This window comes from Streptosporangium sp. NPDC049078 (assembly GCF_040648855.1).
GTDB lineage: Bacteria > Actinomycetota > Actinomycetes > Streptosporangiales > Streptosporangiaceae > Streptosporangium.
In genome coordinates, this window is record NZ_JBEZEL010000018.1 from 144,656 (window position 1) to 157,701 (window position 13,046).

General features: G+C 70.9%; 14 protein-coding genes. 5 read left to right on the plus strand and 9 right to left on the minus strand.

Features of this window, described 5'->3' with window-relative positions; genetic code table 11:
* The first annotated feature begins 29 nt into the window (after positions 1 to 29).
* The 3 genes from AB0B90_RS29225 (at position 30) to AB0B90_RS29235 (ending at position 2,646) form a co-directional block, all read left to right on the plus strand.
* Positions 30 to 1,076, plus strand: coding sequence for an RNA polymerase subunit sigma-70 (locus AB0B90_RS29225; RefSeq protein WP_362765161.1), 1,047 nt, complete (start codon positions 30 to 32; stop codon positions 1,074 to 1,076).
* The gene (locus tag AB0B90_RS29230) at positions 1,076 to 1,363 is read left to right on the plus strand and encodes a cupin domain-containing protein (protein WP_362925820.1); all 288 of its coding nucleotides are present in this window, start codon (positions 1,076 to 1,078) and stop codon (positions 1,361 to 1,363) included. Before AB0B90_RS29225 ends, AB0B90_RS29230 begins: the two co-directional genes overlap by 1 nt.
* Before the next feature lie 155 nt (positions 1,364 to 1,518).
* Positions 1,519 to 2,646 (plus strand): serine hydrolase domain-containing protein, encoded by a 1,128-nt coding sequence (locus AB0B90_RS29235; protein WP_350947437.1) that lies wholly within the window; start codon positions 1,519 to 1,521, stop codon positions 2,644 to 2,646.
* 38 nt (positions 2,647 to 2,684) lie between these two features.
* On the opposite strand, the gene AB0B90_RS29240 is transcribed toward AB0B90_RS29235, so the two are convergent.
* From AB0B90_RS29240 to lpdA, 8 genes are all read right to left on the minus strand, one after another.
* Positions 2,685 to 3,497, minus strand: coding sequence for a class I SAM-dependent methyltransferase (locus AB0B90_RS29240; protein ID WP_350947438.1), 813 nt, complete (start codon positions 3,495 to 3,497; stop codon positions 2,685 to 2,687).
* Positions 3,497 to 4,177, minus strand: a complete 681-nt coding sequence (locus AB0B90_RS29245; RefSeq protein WP_350947439.1) for a DUF4191 domain-containing protein — start codon at positions 4,175 to 4,177, stop codon at positions 3,497 to 3,499. Before AB0B90_RS29245 ends, AB0B90_RS29240 begins: the two co-directional genes overlap by 1 nt.
* Before the next feature lie 191 nt (positions 4,178 to 4,368).
* On the minus strand, positions 4,369 to 5,298 hold the full coding sequence (gene lipA, locus AB0B90_RS29250) for a lipoyl synthase (protein WP_350947440.1): 930 nt from the start codon (positions 5,296 to 5,298) through the stop codon (positions 4,369 to 4,371).
* Between the two features lie 130 nt (positions 5,299 to 5,428).
* Positions 5,429 to 6,106: a lipoyl(octanoyl) transferase LipB gene (lipB, locus tag AB0B90_RS29255; RefSeq protein WP_350947441.1), complete on the minus strand. Its 678-nt coding sequence runs from the start codon at positions 6,104 to 6,106 to the stop codon at positions 5,429 to 5,431.
* Positions 6,107 to 6,134: 28 nt separating this feature from the next.
* Complete coding sequence (locus AB0B90_RS29260; RefSeq protein ID WP_350947442.1) at positions 6,135 to 6,872, minus strand: peptidase E; 738 nt, start codon at positions 6,870 to 6,872, stop codon at positions 6,135 to 6,137.
* A 49-nt stretch (positions 6,873 to 6,921) separates the two neighbouring features.
* Positions 6,922 to 7,818: a TIGR01777 family oxidoreductase gene (locus tag AB0B90_RS29265; protein ID WP_350947443.1), complete on the minus strand. Its 897-nt coding sequence runs from the start codon at positions 7,816 to 7,818 to the stop codon at positions 6,922 to 6,924.
* A 155-nt stretch (positions 7,819 to 7,973) separates the two neighbouring features.
* A complete protein-coding gene (gene sucB, locus AB0B90_RS29270; RefSeq protein WP_362925821.1) occupies positions 7,974 to 9,416 on the minus strand; it encodes a 2-oxoglutarate dehydrogenase, E2 component, dihydrolipoamide succinyltransferase in 1,443 nt (480 codons plus the stop codon).
* A gap of 37 nt (positions 9,417 to 9,453) precedes the next feature.
* Complete coding sequence (lpdA, locus tag AB0B90_RS29275; protein WP_350947445.1) at positions 9,454 to 10,833, minus strand: dihydrolipoyl dehydrogenase; 1,380 nt, start codon at positions 10,831 to 10,833, stop codon at positions 9,454 to 9,456.
* 11 nt (positions 10,834 to 10,844) lie between these two features.
* On the opposite strand from lpdA, the gene AB0B90_RS29280 reads away from it, so the two are divergent.
* A complete protein-coding gene (locus tag AB0B90_RS29280) occupies positions 10,845 to 10,976 on the plus strand; it encodes a hypothetical protein (protein ID WP_350947446.1) in 132 nt (43 codons plus the stop codon).
* Positions 10,977 to 11,042: 66 nt separating this feature from the next.
* Here AB0B90_RS29280 and AB0B90_RS29285 read toward each other — a convergent pair whose 3' ends face one another.
* The gene (locus AB0B90_RS29285; protein ID WP_350947447.1) at positions 11,043 to 12,584 is read right to left on the minus strand and encodes a leucyl aminopeptidase; all 1,542 of its coding nucleotides are present in this window, start codon (positions 12,582 to 12,584) and stop codon (positions 11,043 to 11,045) included.
* 90 nt (positions 12,585 to 12,674) lie between these two features.
* Between AB0B90_RS29285 and AB0B90_RS29290 the strand changes: the two genes are divergently transcribed.
* Positions 12,675 to 13,022, plus strand: coding sequence for a GntR family transcriptional regulator (locus AB0B90_RS29290; protein ID WP_350947448.1), 348 nt, complete (start codon positions 12,675 to 12,677; stop codon positions 13,020 to 13,022).
* Positions 13,023 to 13,046 lie beyond the last annotated feature (24 nt).

Here is a 13,046-nt window from a genome sequence, read left to right on the forward strand (position 1 = left end):
GCGGGACGCCGTACGGGAGGTATGAGATCGTGAGCGGAGACGAGACAGGCCGGGAGCGGTCGGAGGACGCCGAGGTCCTGGCCGCGGCGCTGGCGGGTGACGAGCCGGCGTTCGGCGCGCTCGTCGAGAGGTACCGGCGTGAGTTGCGGGTGCACTGCTACCGGATGCTCGGCTCGTTCGAGGAGTCCGAGGACATGGTGCAGGAGACGTTCCTGCGTGCCTGGCGCAGGCGGGAGAGCTTCCAGGGGCGCTCGACGTTCAGGGCCTGGCTGTATCGGATCGCGACCAACGCGTGCCTGGACTTCCTCGACCGTCACCCGCGTCGCCCGCGCCCTCGCGAGGCGCCGGTGCTCGCCACTCCGGGCGTGCCGTCGCCGTCCTCGACCGAGGTCTTCTGGCTGCGTCCCTACCCGGACCGCCTCCTGGAGCCCGCCGCGCCCGCCGACGCCGAGCCGGACGCCGCCGTGGTCGCCAAGGAGACGATCGAGCTGGCGTTCATGGCCGCCATCCAGCACCTGCCTCCCCGGCAGCGGGTGGTACTGATCCTGCGCGACGTGCTCGGCTGGTCGGCGCAGGAGGCCGCCGCCCTGCTGGAGGTGAGCGTCGTCTCGGTGAAGAGCACCCTGCAGCGGGCCCGGTCGACGATGCGGGAGAACCTGCCCGCGCGACGGCTGGAATGGGCACCGTCGTCGGATCCGACCGGTGAGGAACGCGCGGTGCTGCAGCGCTACATCGACGCCGTCGAGCAGGCCGATCCCGCCATCCTGGCCGGGGTGCTGCGCGCGGACGCGTGGCAGTCGATGCCGCCGGCGCCGATCTGGATCCTGGGCGGACCTTCGATCGTCGACACGTGGCGCCCCGCCATGATCGGCCCCGAGGCGTGGGGGGACTGGCGGGTCCTGCCCACCCGCGCCAACCGGCAGCCCGCCGCGGCGGCGTACGTCAGGCGTCCCGGCGAGTCCGAGTACCACGGCTCGTGGCTCGGGGTCCTGCGGGTCGAGGAAGGGCTGGTCACCCAGATCACGACCTTCGGCGCCGAGATCTTCCCGGCTTTCGACCTTCCCCCGACGTTGTGATGGGCGCCGGTGAGGACCCGGCGCCCATCCCTCCCGGAGGGGCCGGGCCGGCGTTCGAGGTGCGCAGGGTCGTCGTCGCGCCCGGGGACTCGCACGTCCACGACGGGGACGAGTGGCGGGGGGCGATCGTCCTGCTGGAGCGGGGGCGGATCGAACTGGTCTGCTCCGACGGTGATCGCCGGGTCTTCCTGCGCGGTGACGTGCTGTGGCTGGACGGGCTCACCGTGCGGGCCCTGCGCAACCCGGGGCGGGAGCCCGCCGTCCTGCTCGCGATCTCCCGGCGCTGATCTTCCTGCGCTGGTTCCCCTCCCGGTTTTCCGGCGCCGACCTCCCGTGGCCGGGCGGCGCCGGACCTCGGAGCGAATTTCTCCTCCCGGACCGATTCCTTTCCCGGCCTTCCGCCGTCGTACAGGTCACACACCTCATCACGAAGGGCAGGACGATGAACGATATGCAGAAGCGGGTCCAGGAAGCGGCCGACAAGCTGGTGGAGTCCGGCGCCGAGCGGGGCCTGCAGGTCGCCGCGTACCGGCACGGCGAGCCGGTGGTCGACGTCGTCGCGGGCGTCGCCGATCCGGCCACCGGGCGTCCCGTCACGCCGGACACGCCGATCTGGAGCGCCTCGACGGGCAAGGGCGTCACCTCGACGGTGGTGCACGTGCTGGTGGAACGGGGCGTCCTCGGCTACGACACGCCGATCGCCGAGCTGTGGCCGGAGTTCGGTGCCCACGGCAAGGAGCGCGCGACCGTACGGCACGCCCTCACCCACTCGACGGGCGTGCCGGGCGTACCGGTGGCCACCACGCCGGAGGACCTGTGCGACTGGGAGGGGATGTGCGCGGTGATCGCCGACGCCAAGCCCTGGTGGGAGCCGGGCACCGGCAGCGGCTACCACCCCCAGTCGTTCGGCTACATCGTCGGAGAGATCGTCCGCCGGGCCACCGGCAGGCCGATCTCCCAGGTCCTGCGGGAGGAGGTCGCCGGACCGCTGGGCGTGGCCGACGAGTTGTTCTTCGGCGTCCCCGAATCCGAGCTGGGCAGGCTCGCCCGCCTGGAGGACGCCCCGAGCGACTTCGAGATGTCCCCGGAGATGTTCGCGGACATCCCGTTCTTCAGGGTCGTGGACGGCTACACGGCGGCGCCGATGGCGGCGATGCCCGACGCCGCTTTCGGCAACCGCGCCGACGTACTGACCTCCGACATCCCGGCGGGCGGCACCATGTCCGCCCGCGCCGTGGCCCGCATGTACGCCGCCCTGCTGGGCGAGGTGGACGGCGTCAGGCTCGTCTCGCGGGAACGACTCCGCGAGATCACCGCGGTGGAGTTCAGCGGGACGGACGAGATCACCGCCTTCCCTGCCACCCGGTCACTCGGATACGCCCTCGGCGCCACCGAGCTCCTCAACGGCCCCACCCTGTTCGGCATGGCGGGAAGCGGAGGGTCGGCCGCGTACGCCGACACGGCCACCGGGATCTCGGTCGCCGTGACCAAGAACCTCGTCTCCGCCGGGGATTTCACCACCTTCGACGTCCTCGGCGGACTCGTCATGGAGCTCGGCGGCGACCGTTAGGGCGTCGCTCGGCGTGAGCGTGCCATCCCACCGGCTGTTCAGGCGGGATGGCGCGCCTGGCGTGCGCAGGTGAAGATCGCGGTGCCGGGCAGGTGGCGGCCGCGCAGCGGACTCCAGCCACCCCACTCGCGGTCGTGACCCGGCGGCCACTCGGGCTCGACCAGCCCTCGCAGCGCCAGCCCTGAGGCGGTGATGAGCCCGACCCAGTCGGCCATCGTGCGGTGGTGCTCGACGTAGGAGGGCCGCCCGTCCTCGCCGATCTCCACGTACGCGGAACGGTCGAAGTAGGAGCGGTCGGAGGTGAGCCCGGCGGGGCCGGGGTCGTCGGGGAAGGCCCAGCGGATCGGATGGCTCACCGAGAAGACCAGCAGGCCCCCGGGGCGCAGCACCCGGTGGACCTCGGCCAGCACGGCCCCGGCGTCCGCCACGAAGGGCAGCGCGCCGTACGCCGAGCAGGCCAGGTCGAACGTCCGGTCGGCGAAGGGCAGGACCTCGGCGTCCGCCTGGACCACCGGCAGCGCCGACCCGGCGTCCAGGTCGATCCGGCCGGAGTGCTGCAGTTGCCTGAAGGACAGGTCGAAGGCGGCCACCCTGGCGCCCTGCCCGGCCAGCCAGCGCCCGCACTGTCCGGCGCCGCAGCCGATCTCCAGCACGTCCTTGCCCGCGACGTCGCCCAGCAGGCGGGCGTCGGCCTCGTCCAGGCCCTCGGGGCCCCAGACGAACCCCGAGTCGCGCAGGAACTCCCCGTGCTCCGCCTGGTATTCGTCGGCGGAGGCGTCCCACCAGCCACGGTTGGCCCGGGAGGTGGCCGCGGCGTCCACCCGGTGGCGCCCCAACCCGGCGAGGCTCATCAGCGCATCTTCGGGCGGGGCATCTTCGCGCCGCGCGGCAGCGGGCCCTTGGGCATCGGCAGTGTCTGCGGGAGGGCCTTCAGCCGGTTGTTGATCTCGTACAGGGCGGGCTTCTTGAGGTTGCGGGGCAGCTTCATCAGGTGGCGCTGCAGCTTGGCGAGCGGAACCTGCCCGTCGCCGTCACCGGACTGGATGTCGTAGACCGGGACGTCCAGCGCGACCCGCTGGACGCGCTTCTTCTCGGCGACCAGCATCTTCTGCACACGGCTGCCCGGCCCCTCGGAGACCAGGATGATGCCGGGGTAGCCGACCACCCGGTGCACGATGTCCTGGTCGCGGGTGACGGCGACGGCGGGGGTGACCTCCCAGTTGCCGCGCATGCCCTGCAGGATCGCGGCGGCGGCGCCGACCTGCCCGTGCAACATGGAGTACTGGGCCCTCTGGGCGAGCTGGCCGAACACCACCAGTCCGACGGTGAGGGCCAGCATGATCCCGATGAAGAGGAGATACCAGAACCAGCCCGTGACCAGGCCGATCACCACGCACAGCGCGAGCGTGCCCAGCGCCGACGCGTAGACGATCGGCATCCCCTTGGGATTGGCCTCCTTGATGATCTTCGCGATCATGCGGAGCTGCTTGATGCGCCCCGGGCGCTCTGAGTCTTCGGGCTTCTTGGCCATGTTCTGAAGGATACAAATCCAGGGGTCAAGAAGTGAAAACGTAATCTGCCGGACGCCGACTCGTGAAACCGGAAGGACCCCGCTCGCCGACGGTTTCAAGGGGTCGTCGCGACTCCTCGGATCGAGATGTCGCGACGACCACGTGAACCCAAGGCCCGAGCTTCAGGTTTCACTGACCGGCAGAAGAGGGCTCAGACGTGCTGGCGAGCCTCGACGGCCTGCTTGTACAGGCGCCCCGCCCGGTAGGAGGAGCGGACCAGCGGCCCGGAGAGGACCCCCGCGAACCCGATCGCCTCCGCCTCCTTCTGGAGCTCCACGAACTCCTCGGGCTTCACCCAGCGCTCGACGGGGTGGTGGCGCGGGGTGGGCCGGAGGTACTGGGTCACGGTGAGCAGGTCGCACCCGGCCTCGTGCAGGTCGCGCATGGCCTGGACGATCTCCTCGCGCTCCTCGCCCATGCCGAGGATCAGGTTGGACTTGGTCACCAGGCCGGCCTGGCGGGCCTTGGTGATCACTCCCAGGGACCGGTCGTAGCGGAACGCGGGCCGGATGCGCTTGAAGATCCGCGGCACGGTCTCGATGTTGTGCGCGAACACCTCGGGCCTGGAGGAGAACACCTCCTCCAGCTGGGCCTGGTCGCCGTTGAAGTCGGGCACGAGCAGTTCGACGCCGCAGCCGGGCAGGAGGGCGTGGATCTGCCGCGCGGTCTCGGCGTACAGCCACGCGCCGCCGTCGGGCAGGTCGTCGCGGGCGACACCGGTCACGGTCGCGTAGTTGAGCCCCATCTGCCGCACCGAGTCGGCCACGCGGCGCGGCTCGTCGGTGTCGTACGCCTTGGGCTTGCCGGTGTCGATCTGGCAGAAGTCACACCGCCGGGTGCACTGGTCACCGCCGATGAGGAAGGTGGCCTCGCGGTCCTCCCAGCACTCGGAGATGTTGGGACACCCGGCCTCCTGACAGACCGTGTGCAGCCCTTCGCGTTTGACCAGCTCCCGGAGCTCGGTGTGGTTCGGGCCCGTCCTGAACTTGGTCTTGATCCAGTCGGGCTTCTTCTCGATGGGGGTCTCGGCGTTGCGGACCTCAAGGCGGAGGAGTTTCCGCCCGTCGGGGGCGACGGTCATGCGAGCTCCTTCGTCGGTCGAGGGACCGAGGTGGTGCATATCGAGGTGCTGTAAATGTCGTCACGCTCGCTCACCTCACCAGCTTATGTCCCGCCGTAAGCTGCGGCGGCCCCGGGGCGCGGCGCCCGGATCAGCGCCGGAAGAGGTCTTCCTCGAAAAGCTCGAAGGCCTGCGCGCCGAGCGCCTCCGCCAGGTGCTTCTCGGCGTACGGCAGGACCTCGTCGACCACGATCCGGCGGCCGGTCTCGGCCGACAGCGAGGAGACCCCGGCGTCGCCGATGCCGCACGGGACGATCCGGTTGTACCAGCTCGGGTCGTTGGAGCAGTTGAGCGCGAACCCGTGCATCGTGACGCCGCCGGAGACCCGGATGCCGATCGCCCCGACCTTCCTGTCCGGCAGGCCGTGCGAGGGGTCGCCGGCCACCCAGACGCCACCGCGCCCCTCCACCCGGCCCGCCTGGACCCCGAAGTCGGCGCAGACGTGCACCAGGGTCTCCTCGAGGAGCCGCACGTAGGCGTTCACGTCGAGGGAGCCGCCGAGCTTGACGATCGGATAGCCGACCAGCTGGCCGGGACCGTGCCAGGTGATCCGCCCACCCCGGTCGACCTCGACGACGGGGGTGCCGTCGGAGGGCCTCTCGTGCGGCGCGGTGCGTTTGCCCGCCGTGTAGACCGGCGCGTGTTCGAGCATCAGGCAGGTGTCGGGGATCTCCTCGGCCACCCGGCGCGCGTGGATGCGCCGCTGAAGCTCCCACGCCTGCTCATAGGGGAAGTCAACGCCAAGACGGACGACTGCCAGGTCACTCACGCCTCAAGAGTAGTTGACCCGCCCGTGGTTAAGACGTGAGAAGCCGAGGCTCGATGCGGAACTCCTTGGCTCCACCCGCCCCGTCGTGCTCCACCTTGTAGGCGTAGGCGTCCGGATGGACGCTGACGGCCTGGATGAACTCGGTGCCCACGTAGTGCAGGGCGACGCCCTCGTCGGCCGCGTAGCCCTCGGGCAGTTCGCCGGAGGCCACCGCCTCGTGCAGCAGGCGCCGGCGCTGCGGCTCCGAGTTGTAGTGGACTCCGCAGGAGTAGGGCAGCATGCCCAGGCCGTCGGACCACACCCGCAGCGTCGGCCCGAAGGAGTCGGTGTTGCCGCCCACGTGCCAGCAGAGCGCCCCGGCGCTCTGGCCCGCGAGGACCACGCCCGCCCGCCAAGCCTCCTCGAAGATCTCGTCGAGGCCGTGCAGCCGCCACAGGGCCGCCAGGTTGGCCACGCTGCCGCCGCTGACATAGATGATGTCCTGGCTGAGCATCCACTCGCGCGGGTCCTCGACGTTGGGCATCGGGAACACGCTCAGGTGGCTCACCTCGGCGTCCCACGCGCCGAAGGCGCCGTACATCCGCAGCAGCCACTCCGCGTCGTCGCCGGTGGCGGTGGCGAGCAGGCCCAGGCGGGGCCGGTCCTGGCCGGTGAGGTCGAGGGCGTATCTGAGCAGCGGGCTCGCCTCCATGGTCCCCTGACGCGTGGAGAGGCGGAACGAGCCGCCTCCGATCGCGAGGATGTGCGACTGCCCGGGGCTGCCCATGTCTGTCTCCCAAGTGGTTTCATCGACCGGAACGCTGAAAACGGGGGTTTCAGATTACGGCGGCGAGTGCCTCGTCGAGACGGGTATGCCGGAACGCGTAGCCGCTCTCCAGCAGGCGCCGCGGGAGCACCCGCTGACCGGTCAGCACCCCCTCCTCGGCGAACTCCCCGATGGCCGCGCGCAGCACGAACCCCGGCACGGCGAGCGGCATCGTGGGCCGGTGCAGGGCCGCTCCGAGAGCCTTGGTGAACTCGGCGTTGGTGACCGGCTCGGGTGCCGTCACGTTCACCGGTCCCGAGATCTCCGGATTTTTCAGGATGTGTTGTACGGCGAGGACCCAGTCGTCGATGGAGATCCACGACCAGTACTGCCGCCCCGATCCCAGCGGGGCGCCCAACCCCATCCTGAAGACGGGAAGGATCCGCGACAGCACGCCACCCCGGCCGCTCAGCACCAGGCCGGTACGGAGTCTCACCACCCGGATGCCCGCCTCCTCGGCGGGCGCGGTCTCCGCCTCCCACGGCACCACGACCTCCTGGGCGAGGAACCCCTCGCCCGCGGGCGCCGTCTCGTCCACGGCCACGTCCCCGGTGTCGCCGTAGAAGCCGATCGCCGAACCGGACAGCAGCGCCGCGGGCTTCGCCCCCAGACCGGCGAGCGCGCCCGCCAGGGTCCTGGTCCCCTCGACCCGGCTGCGGATCAGCTCGCGCTTGTGGTCCTCGCTCCAGCGCCGGTCGCCGATGCCCGCCCCCGCGAGGTGGATCACCGCCTCCGCGCCCTCCAGCGCGGCCTGGTCGACGACCCCCTTCGCGGGGTTCCAGAAGGCCTCGTCGTCGCCTTCCGGCACTCGCCTGACCAGGCGGACCACCCGGGCGCCGTCGTCCCGCAGAGCCTCGACCAGAGCCGTTCCCAGCAGCCCGGAGGACCCGGTCACGATGATCGTCATGTCGTCCAATGTAATCGACCTCCCCCAAGGGCTTCGGAAACCGGGCGCCCACCGGATTCGCGTCGCCCCGCCTCCCGGCCGGTCCGCCGCCGGGGGAGAACGAGCCGGGCCGGCCCGCGAGATCGCGGACCGGCCCGGAAGGAGAGAACGGGTGACTAGCCGTGCAGGCCCAGCTGGTTCTCGAAGCGGCCGTCCTCGAGACGACGCTTGATCGTCGTCAGGAAGCGGGCGGCGTCGGCGCCGTCGACCAGGCGGTGGTCGTAGCTGAGCGCCAGGTACATCATCGAGCGGACGGCGATGACCTCGCCCTCAGGGGTGTCCAGCACCACGGGACGCTTGACGACGGCACCGGTGCCCAGCATGCCGACCTGCGGCTGGTTGAGGATCGGCGTGTCGAACAGCGCGCCACGGCTGCCGGTGTTGGTCAGCGTGAACGTGCCGCCGGTGATCTCGTCCGGGCTCACCTTGTTGGTGCGGGTGCGCTCGGCGAGGTCGGCGATCTTACGGGCGAGCCCGGCGATGTTGAGGTCGCCGGCGTCCTTGATCACCGGGACGAGCAGGCCGCGCTCGGTGTCGGTCGCGAAACCGAGGTGCTCGGTGTCGAAGTACGTGACCTCGTTGGTCTCGCTGTTGATCGTGGCGTTCAGCTTGGGGTGCTGCTTGAGTGCCTCGATCGTGGCCAGGGCGAAGAACGGCGTGAAGGTGAGCTTGACGCCCTCGCGCCGCTGGAACTCGGCCTTCGCCTGCTCGCGCAGCCGCGCGATCTTCGTGACGTCGACCTCGACCACGCTGGTGAGCTGGGCCGAGACCTGCAGCGACTCGACCATGCGCTTGGCGATGGTCTGGCGGAGCCGCGACATCTTCTCGGTGCGCCCGCGCAGCGTGGTGTCCACCGCGACCGGCTCCGGCGCCTGCGGCGCGGACGGCTGGGCGGCGGCCTGCGGGGCGGCGGCCTGCGGCTGGGCCTGCTGCTGCTGGGCAGCACTGGCCCGCTCGCGCTGCTCGCGGGCCGCCTCCAGGACGTCCTGCTTGCGGATGCGCCCGCCGACACCGGTGCCGGTGAGCGAGTCGAGATCGACGCCGTGCTCGCCGGCGAGCTTGCGCACCAGCGGGGTGACGTACGGGCTGTCGCCCGACGGCTGCGCGGCGGGCTCGGACACCGCGATCGGGGACGGAGGCGCGGCCTGGGAGGGCTGGGTGGTCTGGGGAGCCTGCTGCTGCGGAGCCTGCGCGGGGGCCGGCTGCTGTGGCGCGGGCTGCGGGATCGAGGAGGCCGGCTGCGCCTGCTGCTGCGGGGCGGGCTCAGGCTCGGGCTCGGGCTCGGGGGCCTTCTCCTGCGCGGGGGCCGCGCCCTCGGTGCCGTTCTCGTCGATGACGGCGAGCTCGGCGCCGACCTCGACGGTCTCGTCCTCGGCCACCACGATCTTCGTGAGGATGCCCGCGGCCGGGGACGGAATCTCGGTGTCGACCTTGTCGGTGGAGACTTCGAGGAGGGGCTCGTCGGCCTCGACGCGCTCGCCCTCCTTCTTCAGCCAGCGGGTGACGGTGCCCTCCGTGACGCTCTCACCGAGCTGGGGCATCTGTACGGACTTCGGCATAGGTTGTCTTCTCTCGCGTTCCGAGTGAGGGCTTGCGTTAGTTGTGGACGTGGAGCGGCTTGCCGGCGAGCGCCAGCATCGCCTCGCCGACGGCCTCGGACTGGGTGGGGTGCGCGTGGATGAGCTGCGCGACCTCGGAGGGCAGGGCCTCCCAGTTGTAGATCAGCTGTCCCTCGGTCACCAGCTCGCCGATGCGGCGGCCGACCATGTGCACGCCGAGCACCGGGCCGTCCTTCTCCGCGATGATCTTGACCGCGCCCTGCGTCTGCAGGATCTGGCTCTTGGGGTTGCCCGCGAGGTCGTAGGTCATCTCGACGATCTCGTGGCCGCGCTCCCTGGCCTGGGCGGAGGTGATGCCCACCGAGGCGACCTCGGGGTCGGAGTAGGTGATCCGGGGAACGCCGTCGTAGTCGATCGGCACGGGGTTCAGACCGGCGATGTGCTCGGCCACCAGGATGCCCTCGGCGAAGCCCGCGTGCGCGAGCTGAAGGGTCGGGATGAGGTCGCCGACCGCGTACACGCCCGGCACGCTGGTCTGGCAGAACTCATTCACCGTGACGGTGCCGCGCTCGATCGCGATGCCCGCCTCCTCGAAGCCCATGCCCGCGGAGACCGCGCCGCGGCCGACCGCGACCAGCAGCAGCTCCGCGTCGAGGGTCTTGCCGTTGGCCAGGCTGACGACCACGCCGGTGTCGGTGGTCTTGACGCCCTCGAAGAAGACGCCCAGCTCCTGCTTGATGCCGCGGCGGCGGAAGGAGCGCTCCAGCAGCTTGGAGCTGGACTCCTCCTCCAGGGGCAGCAGGTGCGGCAGTCCCTCGACGATCGTCACCTCGGCGCCGAAGGAGCGCCAGACGCTGGCGAACTCCACGCCGATGACGCCGCCGCCCAGGACGACCACCGAGGTGGGCACCCGGTCGAGCCTGAGCGCGTGCTCGCTGGTGATGATCCGCTCGCCGTCGATCTCCAGGCCCGGCAGGGACCTGGGCGCGGAGCCGGTCGCCAGCACGATGTTGTGGCCCTCGTAGACCTCGGAGCCCACCGCGACCCGGTTCGGGCCCGCGAGACGGCCCTCACCTTCGATGATCGTGATGCCCTTGCTCTTGAGAAGGCCCTGCACGCCCTTCCAGGCGCGCGTGACGATCTTGTCCTTGAACGCGTGGACCGCGGGCACGTCGATGCCCTCGAATCGGGCCTTGACGCCGTAGGTCGCGCTTTCGCGAGTCTCGTCGGCGACCTCCGCGGAGTGCAGAAGCGCCTTGGTGGGAATGCACCCGCGATGCAGGCACGTACCGCCGATCTTGTCCTTCTCGATCAGCGCGACCGTCTTGCCCAGCTCGGCGGCCCGCAGAGCGCAGGCATACCCGCCGCTACCGCCACCTAGGACGACGATGTCGTAGGGGCCGCTGCCATCAGCCACAGGAAAGCTCCTTGTCGGATCGTAATACCGTCTTCACGGTCGCACCCCTCGTCGTGCCCTGGGTGGCCGCGTGGATCCTCGATCGCATCCACGCCGCCACCGGACCCGGCTCGGCGCCGCGCCGGTGCCCGCCCTCGGCCTGACCCCGGCAACCGCATCTTTTCATTTGTCCAGAGTTGCTTGTGACCCCGCTCGCGCGGAGTCGACGGTCAGCGCGAAGGCTCGCCCGCGTAACGCTCGGCCAGGCCGACGAGGGTCCGGGTGATCGCCCCGGTGCCGCCCTTCGGCGTGTAGCCGTGGGCCTCGCCCTTGTTGAAGGAAGGGCCGGCCATGTCGATATGTGCCCAACGGACCCCGTCGGGCACGAATTCCCGCAGGAAGACGGCGGCCGTCAGCATCCCGCCGAAACGCTCGGGGTGCAGGTTGGCGATGTCGGCGACCGGGGAGTCGAGGCCCTTGCGCAGCTCCTCGGGCAGGGGCATGGGCCACACGGCCTCGCCCTGTTCGCCGGCCGTCGCGACGATCTCCGCGCGCAGGTCGTCGTCGTTGCCCATCACGCCCGCCGTCCGCCAGCCCAGCGCGACGATCTGCGCGCCGGTGAGCGTGGCGACGTCGACGATCACATCGGGGTCGTCCTGCCCGGCGCGGGCGATGCCGTCGATGAGGACCAGACGGCCCTCGGCGTCGGTGTCGAGCACCTCGACGGTCTTGCCCGCGAAGCTGGTGAACACGTCGGAGGGGCGCTGCGCGGTGCCGCTCGGCATGTTCTCCGCCAGGCAGAGGTAGCCGACCGCGTTCACCTTCAGGCCCAGCCTCGCGATCGCGAGGAGGGCGCCGAGGACCGCGCCCGCGCCGCTCATGTCCGACTTCATCCAGTCCATCGAGGCCGTCGGCTTGAGCGACAGGCCACCCGAGTCGAAGGTGATGCCCTTGCCGACGTACGCGAGCTTCTTGCCGGCCTCGGGGTGGCTGTAGGAGAGGCGGACCAGCCGGGGAGGGTTGGCCGATCCCTGGCCGACGGCGACGATGCCGCCGTAACCGCCCTCCTTGAGCGCTTTTTCGTCCAGGACCTCCACCGACAGGCCGGCCTCGGAGCCCACCCGCTCGGCGATCTCGGCGAAGCGGGCCGGCCACAGGCCCGACGGCGGGGTGTTGACCAGGTCGCGGACGAGGGAGACCGACTCGGCCAGGGTGCCGGCGCGCTCGATCGCGGCCTGGGCCCCCTCGGCGTCGGTCAGCACGGCCAGCTCCGACACCGGGGAGACCTGCTCGGCGGTGGTGCGGTACTTGGTGAAGGAGTAGGCGCCGAGAAGCCCGCCCAGGGCGACGGCGCCGGCGTGCTCGGCGCTCGCGGCGGGCAGGGCGAGCGCCACCCGGCCGGTGCCGGCCAGGGCGCGGACCGCGGTGCCCGCCGCGCGGCGCAGGACCTCGGCGTCGTAGCCCACACCGTTGTCGGGGGCCTCGCCCAGGCCGACGACGACCAGCAGGGGCGCGGTCAGCGCGCCGAAGGTGGGGATCTTGGAGATCTCGCCGGGCTTACCCTTGGCCCCCACGCTCTCCAGCGTGGCGGCGAGTCTGCCACCGAGCGCCTGGTCGAGGCCCTCGGCCCCGGGAGCGGGAAGCAGGCCGTCAGGTCCGGTGTGGACGCCGACGACCAAGGCGTCGGTGTCGAACGAGACACCGTTGTCAGTTGGGGTAAGCCGCACAGTGGTCACGTATGCCGATGCTAGTCGGGCTGGGGCGGTACGCATAAACGAGGGTTCATCCTACGAATCACGTTCCTCGATGGTGCTATTCGGGGTGGCACCATCGGATGTGTTGGTGCTAATGTCGCTAGCATCATGTTGCTCACCTTGGATCTGAACGATCCCCGGCCCCTGCACGAGCAGGTCGCCGAGGCGATCAGGCGTGCCGTCGCCGAGGGGTCGTACGCCCCGGGAGACCGGCTCCCGCCGGCTCGCGACCTGGCCGCCGCGCTGGGTATCAACGCCAACACGGTGCTGCGCGCCCTGAGGGACCTGCGCGACGAGGGAGTGCTGGAGTTCCGCCGGGGCCGCGGCGTGACCGTGCTCAGCCGACCGAATCCGCGCAGCGTCATCGAGGAGAAGCTGCGCTCCCTGCTCGACGAGGCCGTCCAGTACGGCTACCGCCACGACGACGTCATCGAGCTCATCAGGGAACTGTCATGACCGGGCCGGGTGCCCGGTCCTTAG

What these genes read in the sequence shown, in the direction of transcription:
- AB0B90_RS29230 (WP_362925820.1), top strand. Translation starts at nt 1,076, where the DNA reads ATGGGCGCCGGTGAGGACCCGGCGCCCATCCCTCCCGGAGGGGCCGGG.
- AB0B90_RS29235 (WP_350947437.1), top strand. Translation starts at nt 1,519, where the DNA reads ATGAACGATATGCAGAAGCGGGTCCAGGAAGCGGCCGACAAGCTGGTG.
- AB0B90_RS29240 (WP_350947438.1), bottom strand. Translation starts at nt 3,497, where the DNA reads ATGAGCCTCGCCGGGTTGGGGCGCCACCGGGTGGACGCCGCGGCCACC.
- AB0B90_RS29245 (WP_350947439.1), bottom strand. Translation starts at nt 4,177, where the DNA reads ATGGCCAAGAAGCCCGAAGACTCAGAGCGCCCGGGGCGCATCAAGCAG.
- lipA (WP_350947440.1), bottom strand. Translation starts at nt 5,298, where the DNA reads ATGACCGTCGCCCCCGACGGGCGGAAACTCCTCCGCCTTGAGGTCCGC.
- AB0B90_RS29260 (WP_350947442.1), bottom strand. Translation starts at nt 6,872, where the DNA reads ATGGGCAGCCCCGGGCAGTCGCACATCCTCGCGATCGGAGGCGGCTCG.
- AB0B90_RS29265 (WP_350947443.1), bottom strand. Translation starts at nt 7,818, where the DNA reads ATGACGATCATCGTGACCGGGTCCTCCGGGCTGCTGGGAACGGCTCTG.
- sucB (WP_362925821.1), bottom strand. Translation starts at nt 9,416, where the DNA reads ATGCCGAAGTCCGTACAGATGCCCCAGCTCGGTGAGAGCGTCACGGAG.
- AB0B90_RS29285 (WP_350947447.1), bottom strand. Translation starts at nt 12,584, where the DNA reads ATGCGTACCGCCCCAGCCCGACTAGCATCGGCATACGTGACCACTGTG.
- AB0B90_RS29290 (WP_350947448.1), top strand. Translation starts at nt 12,675, where the DNA reads ATGTTGCTCACCTTGGATCTGAACGATCCCCGGCCCCTGCACGAGCAG.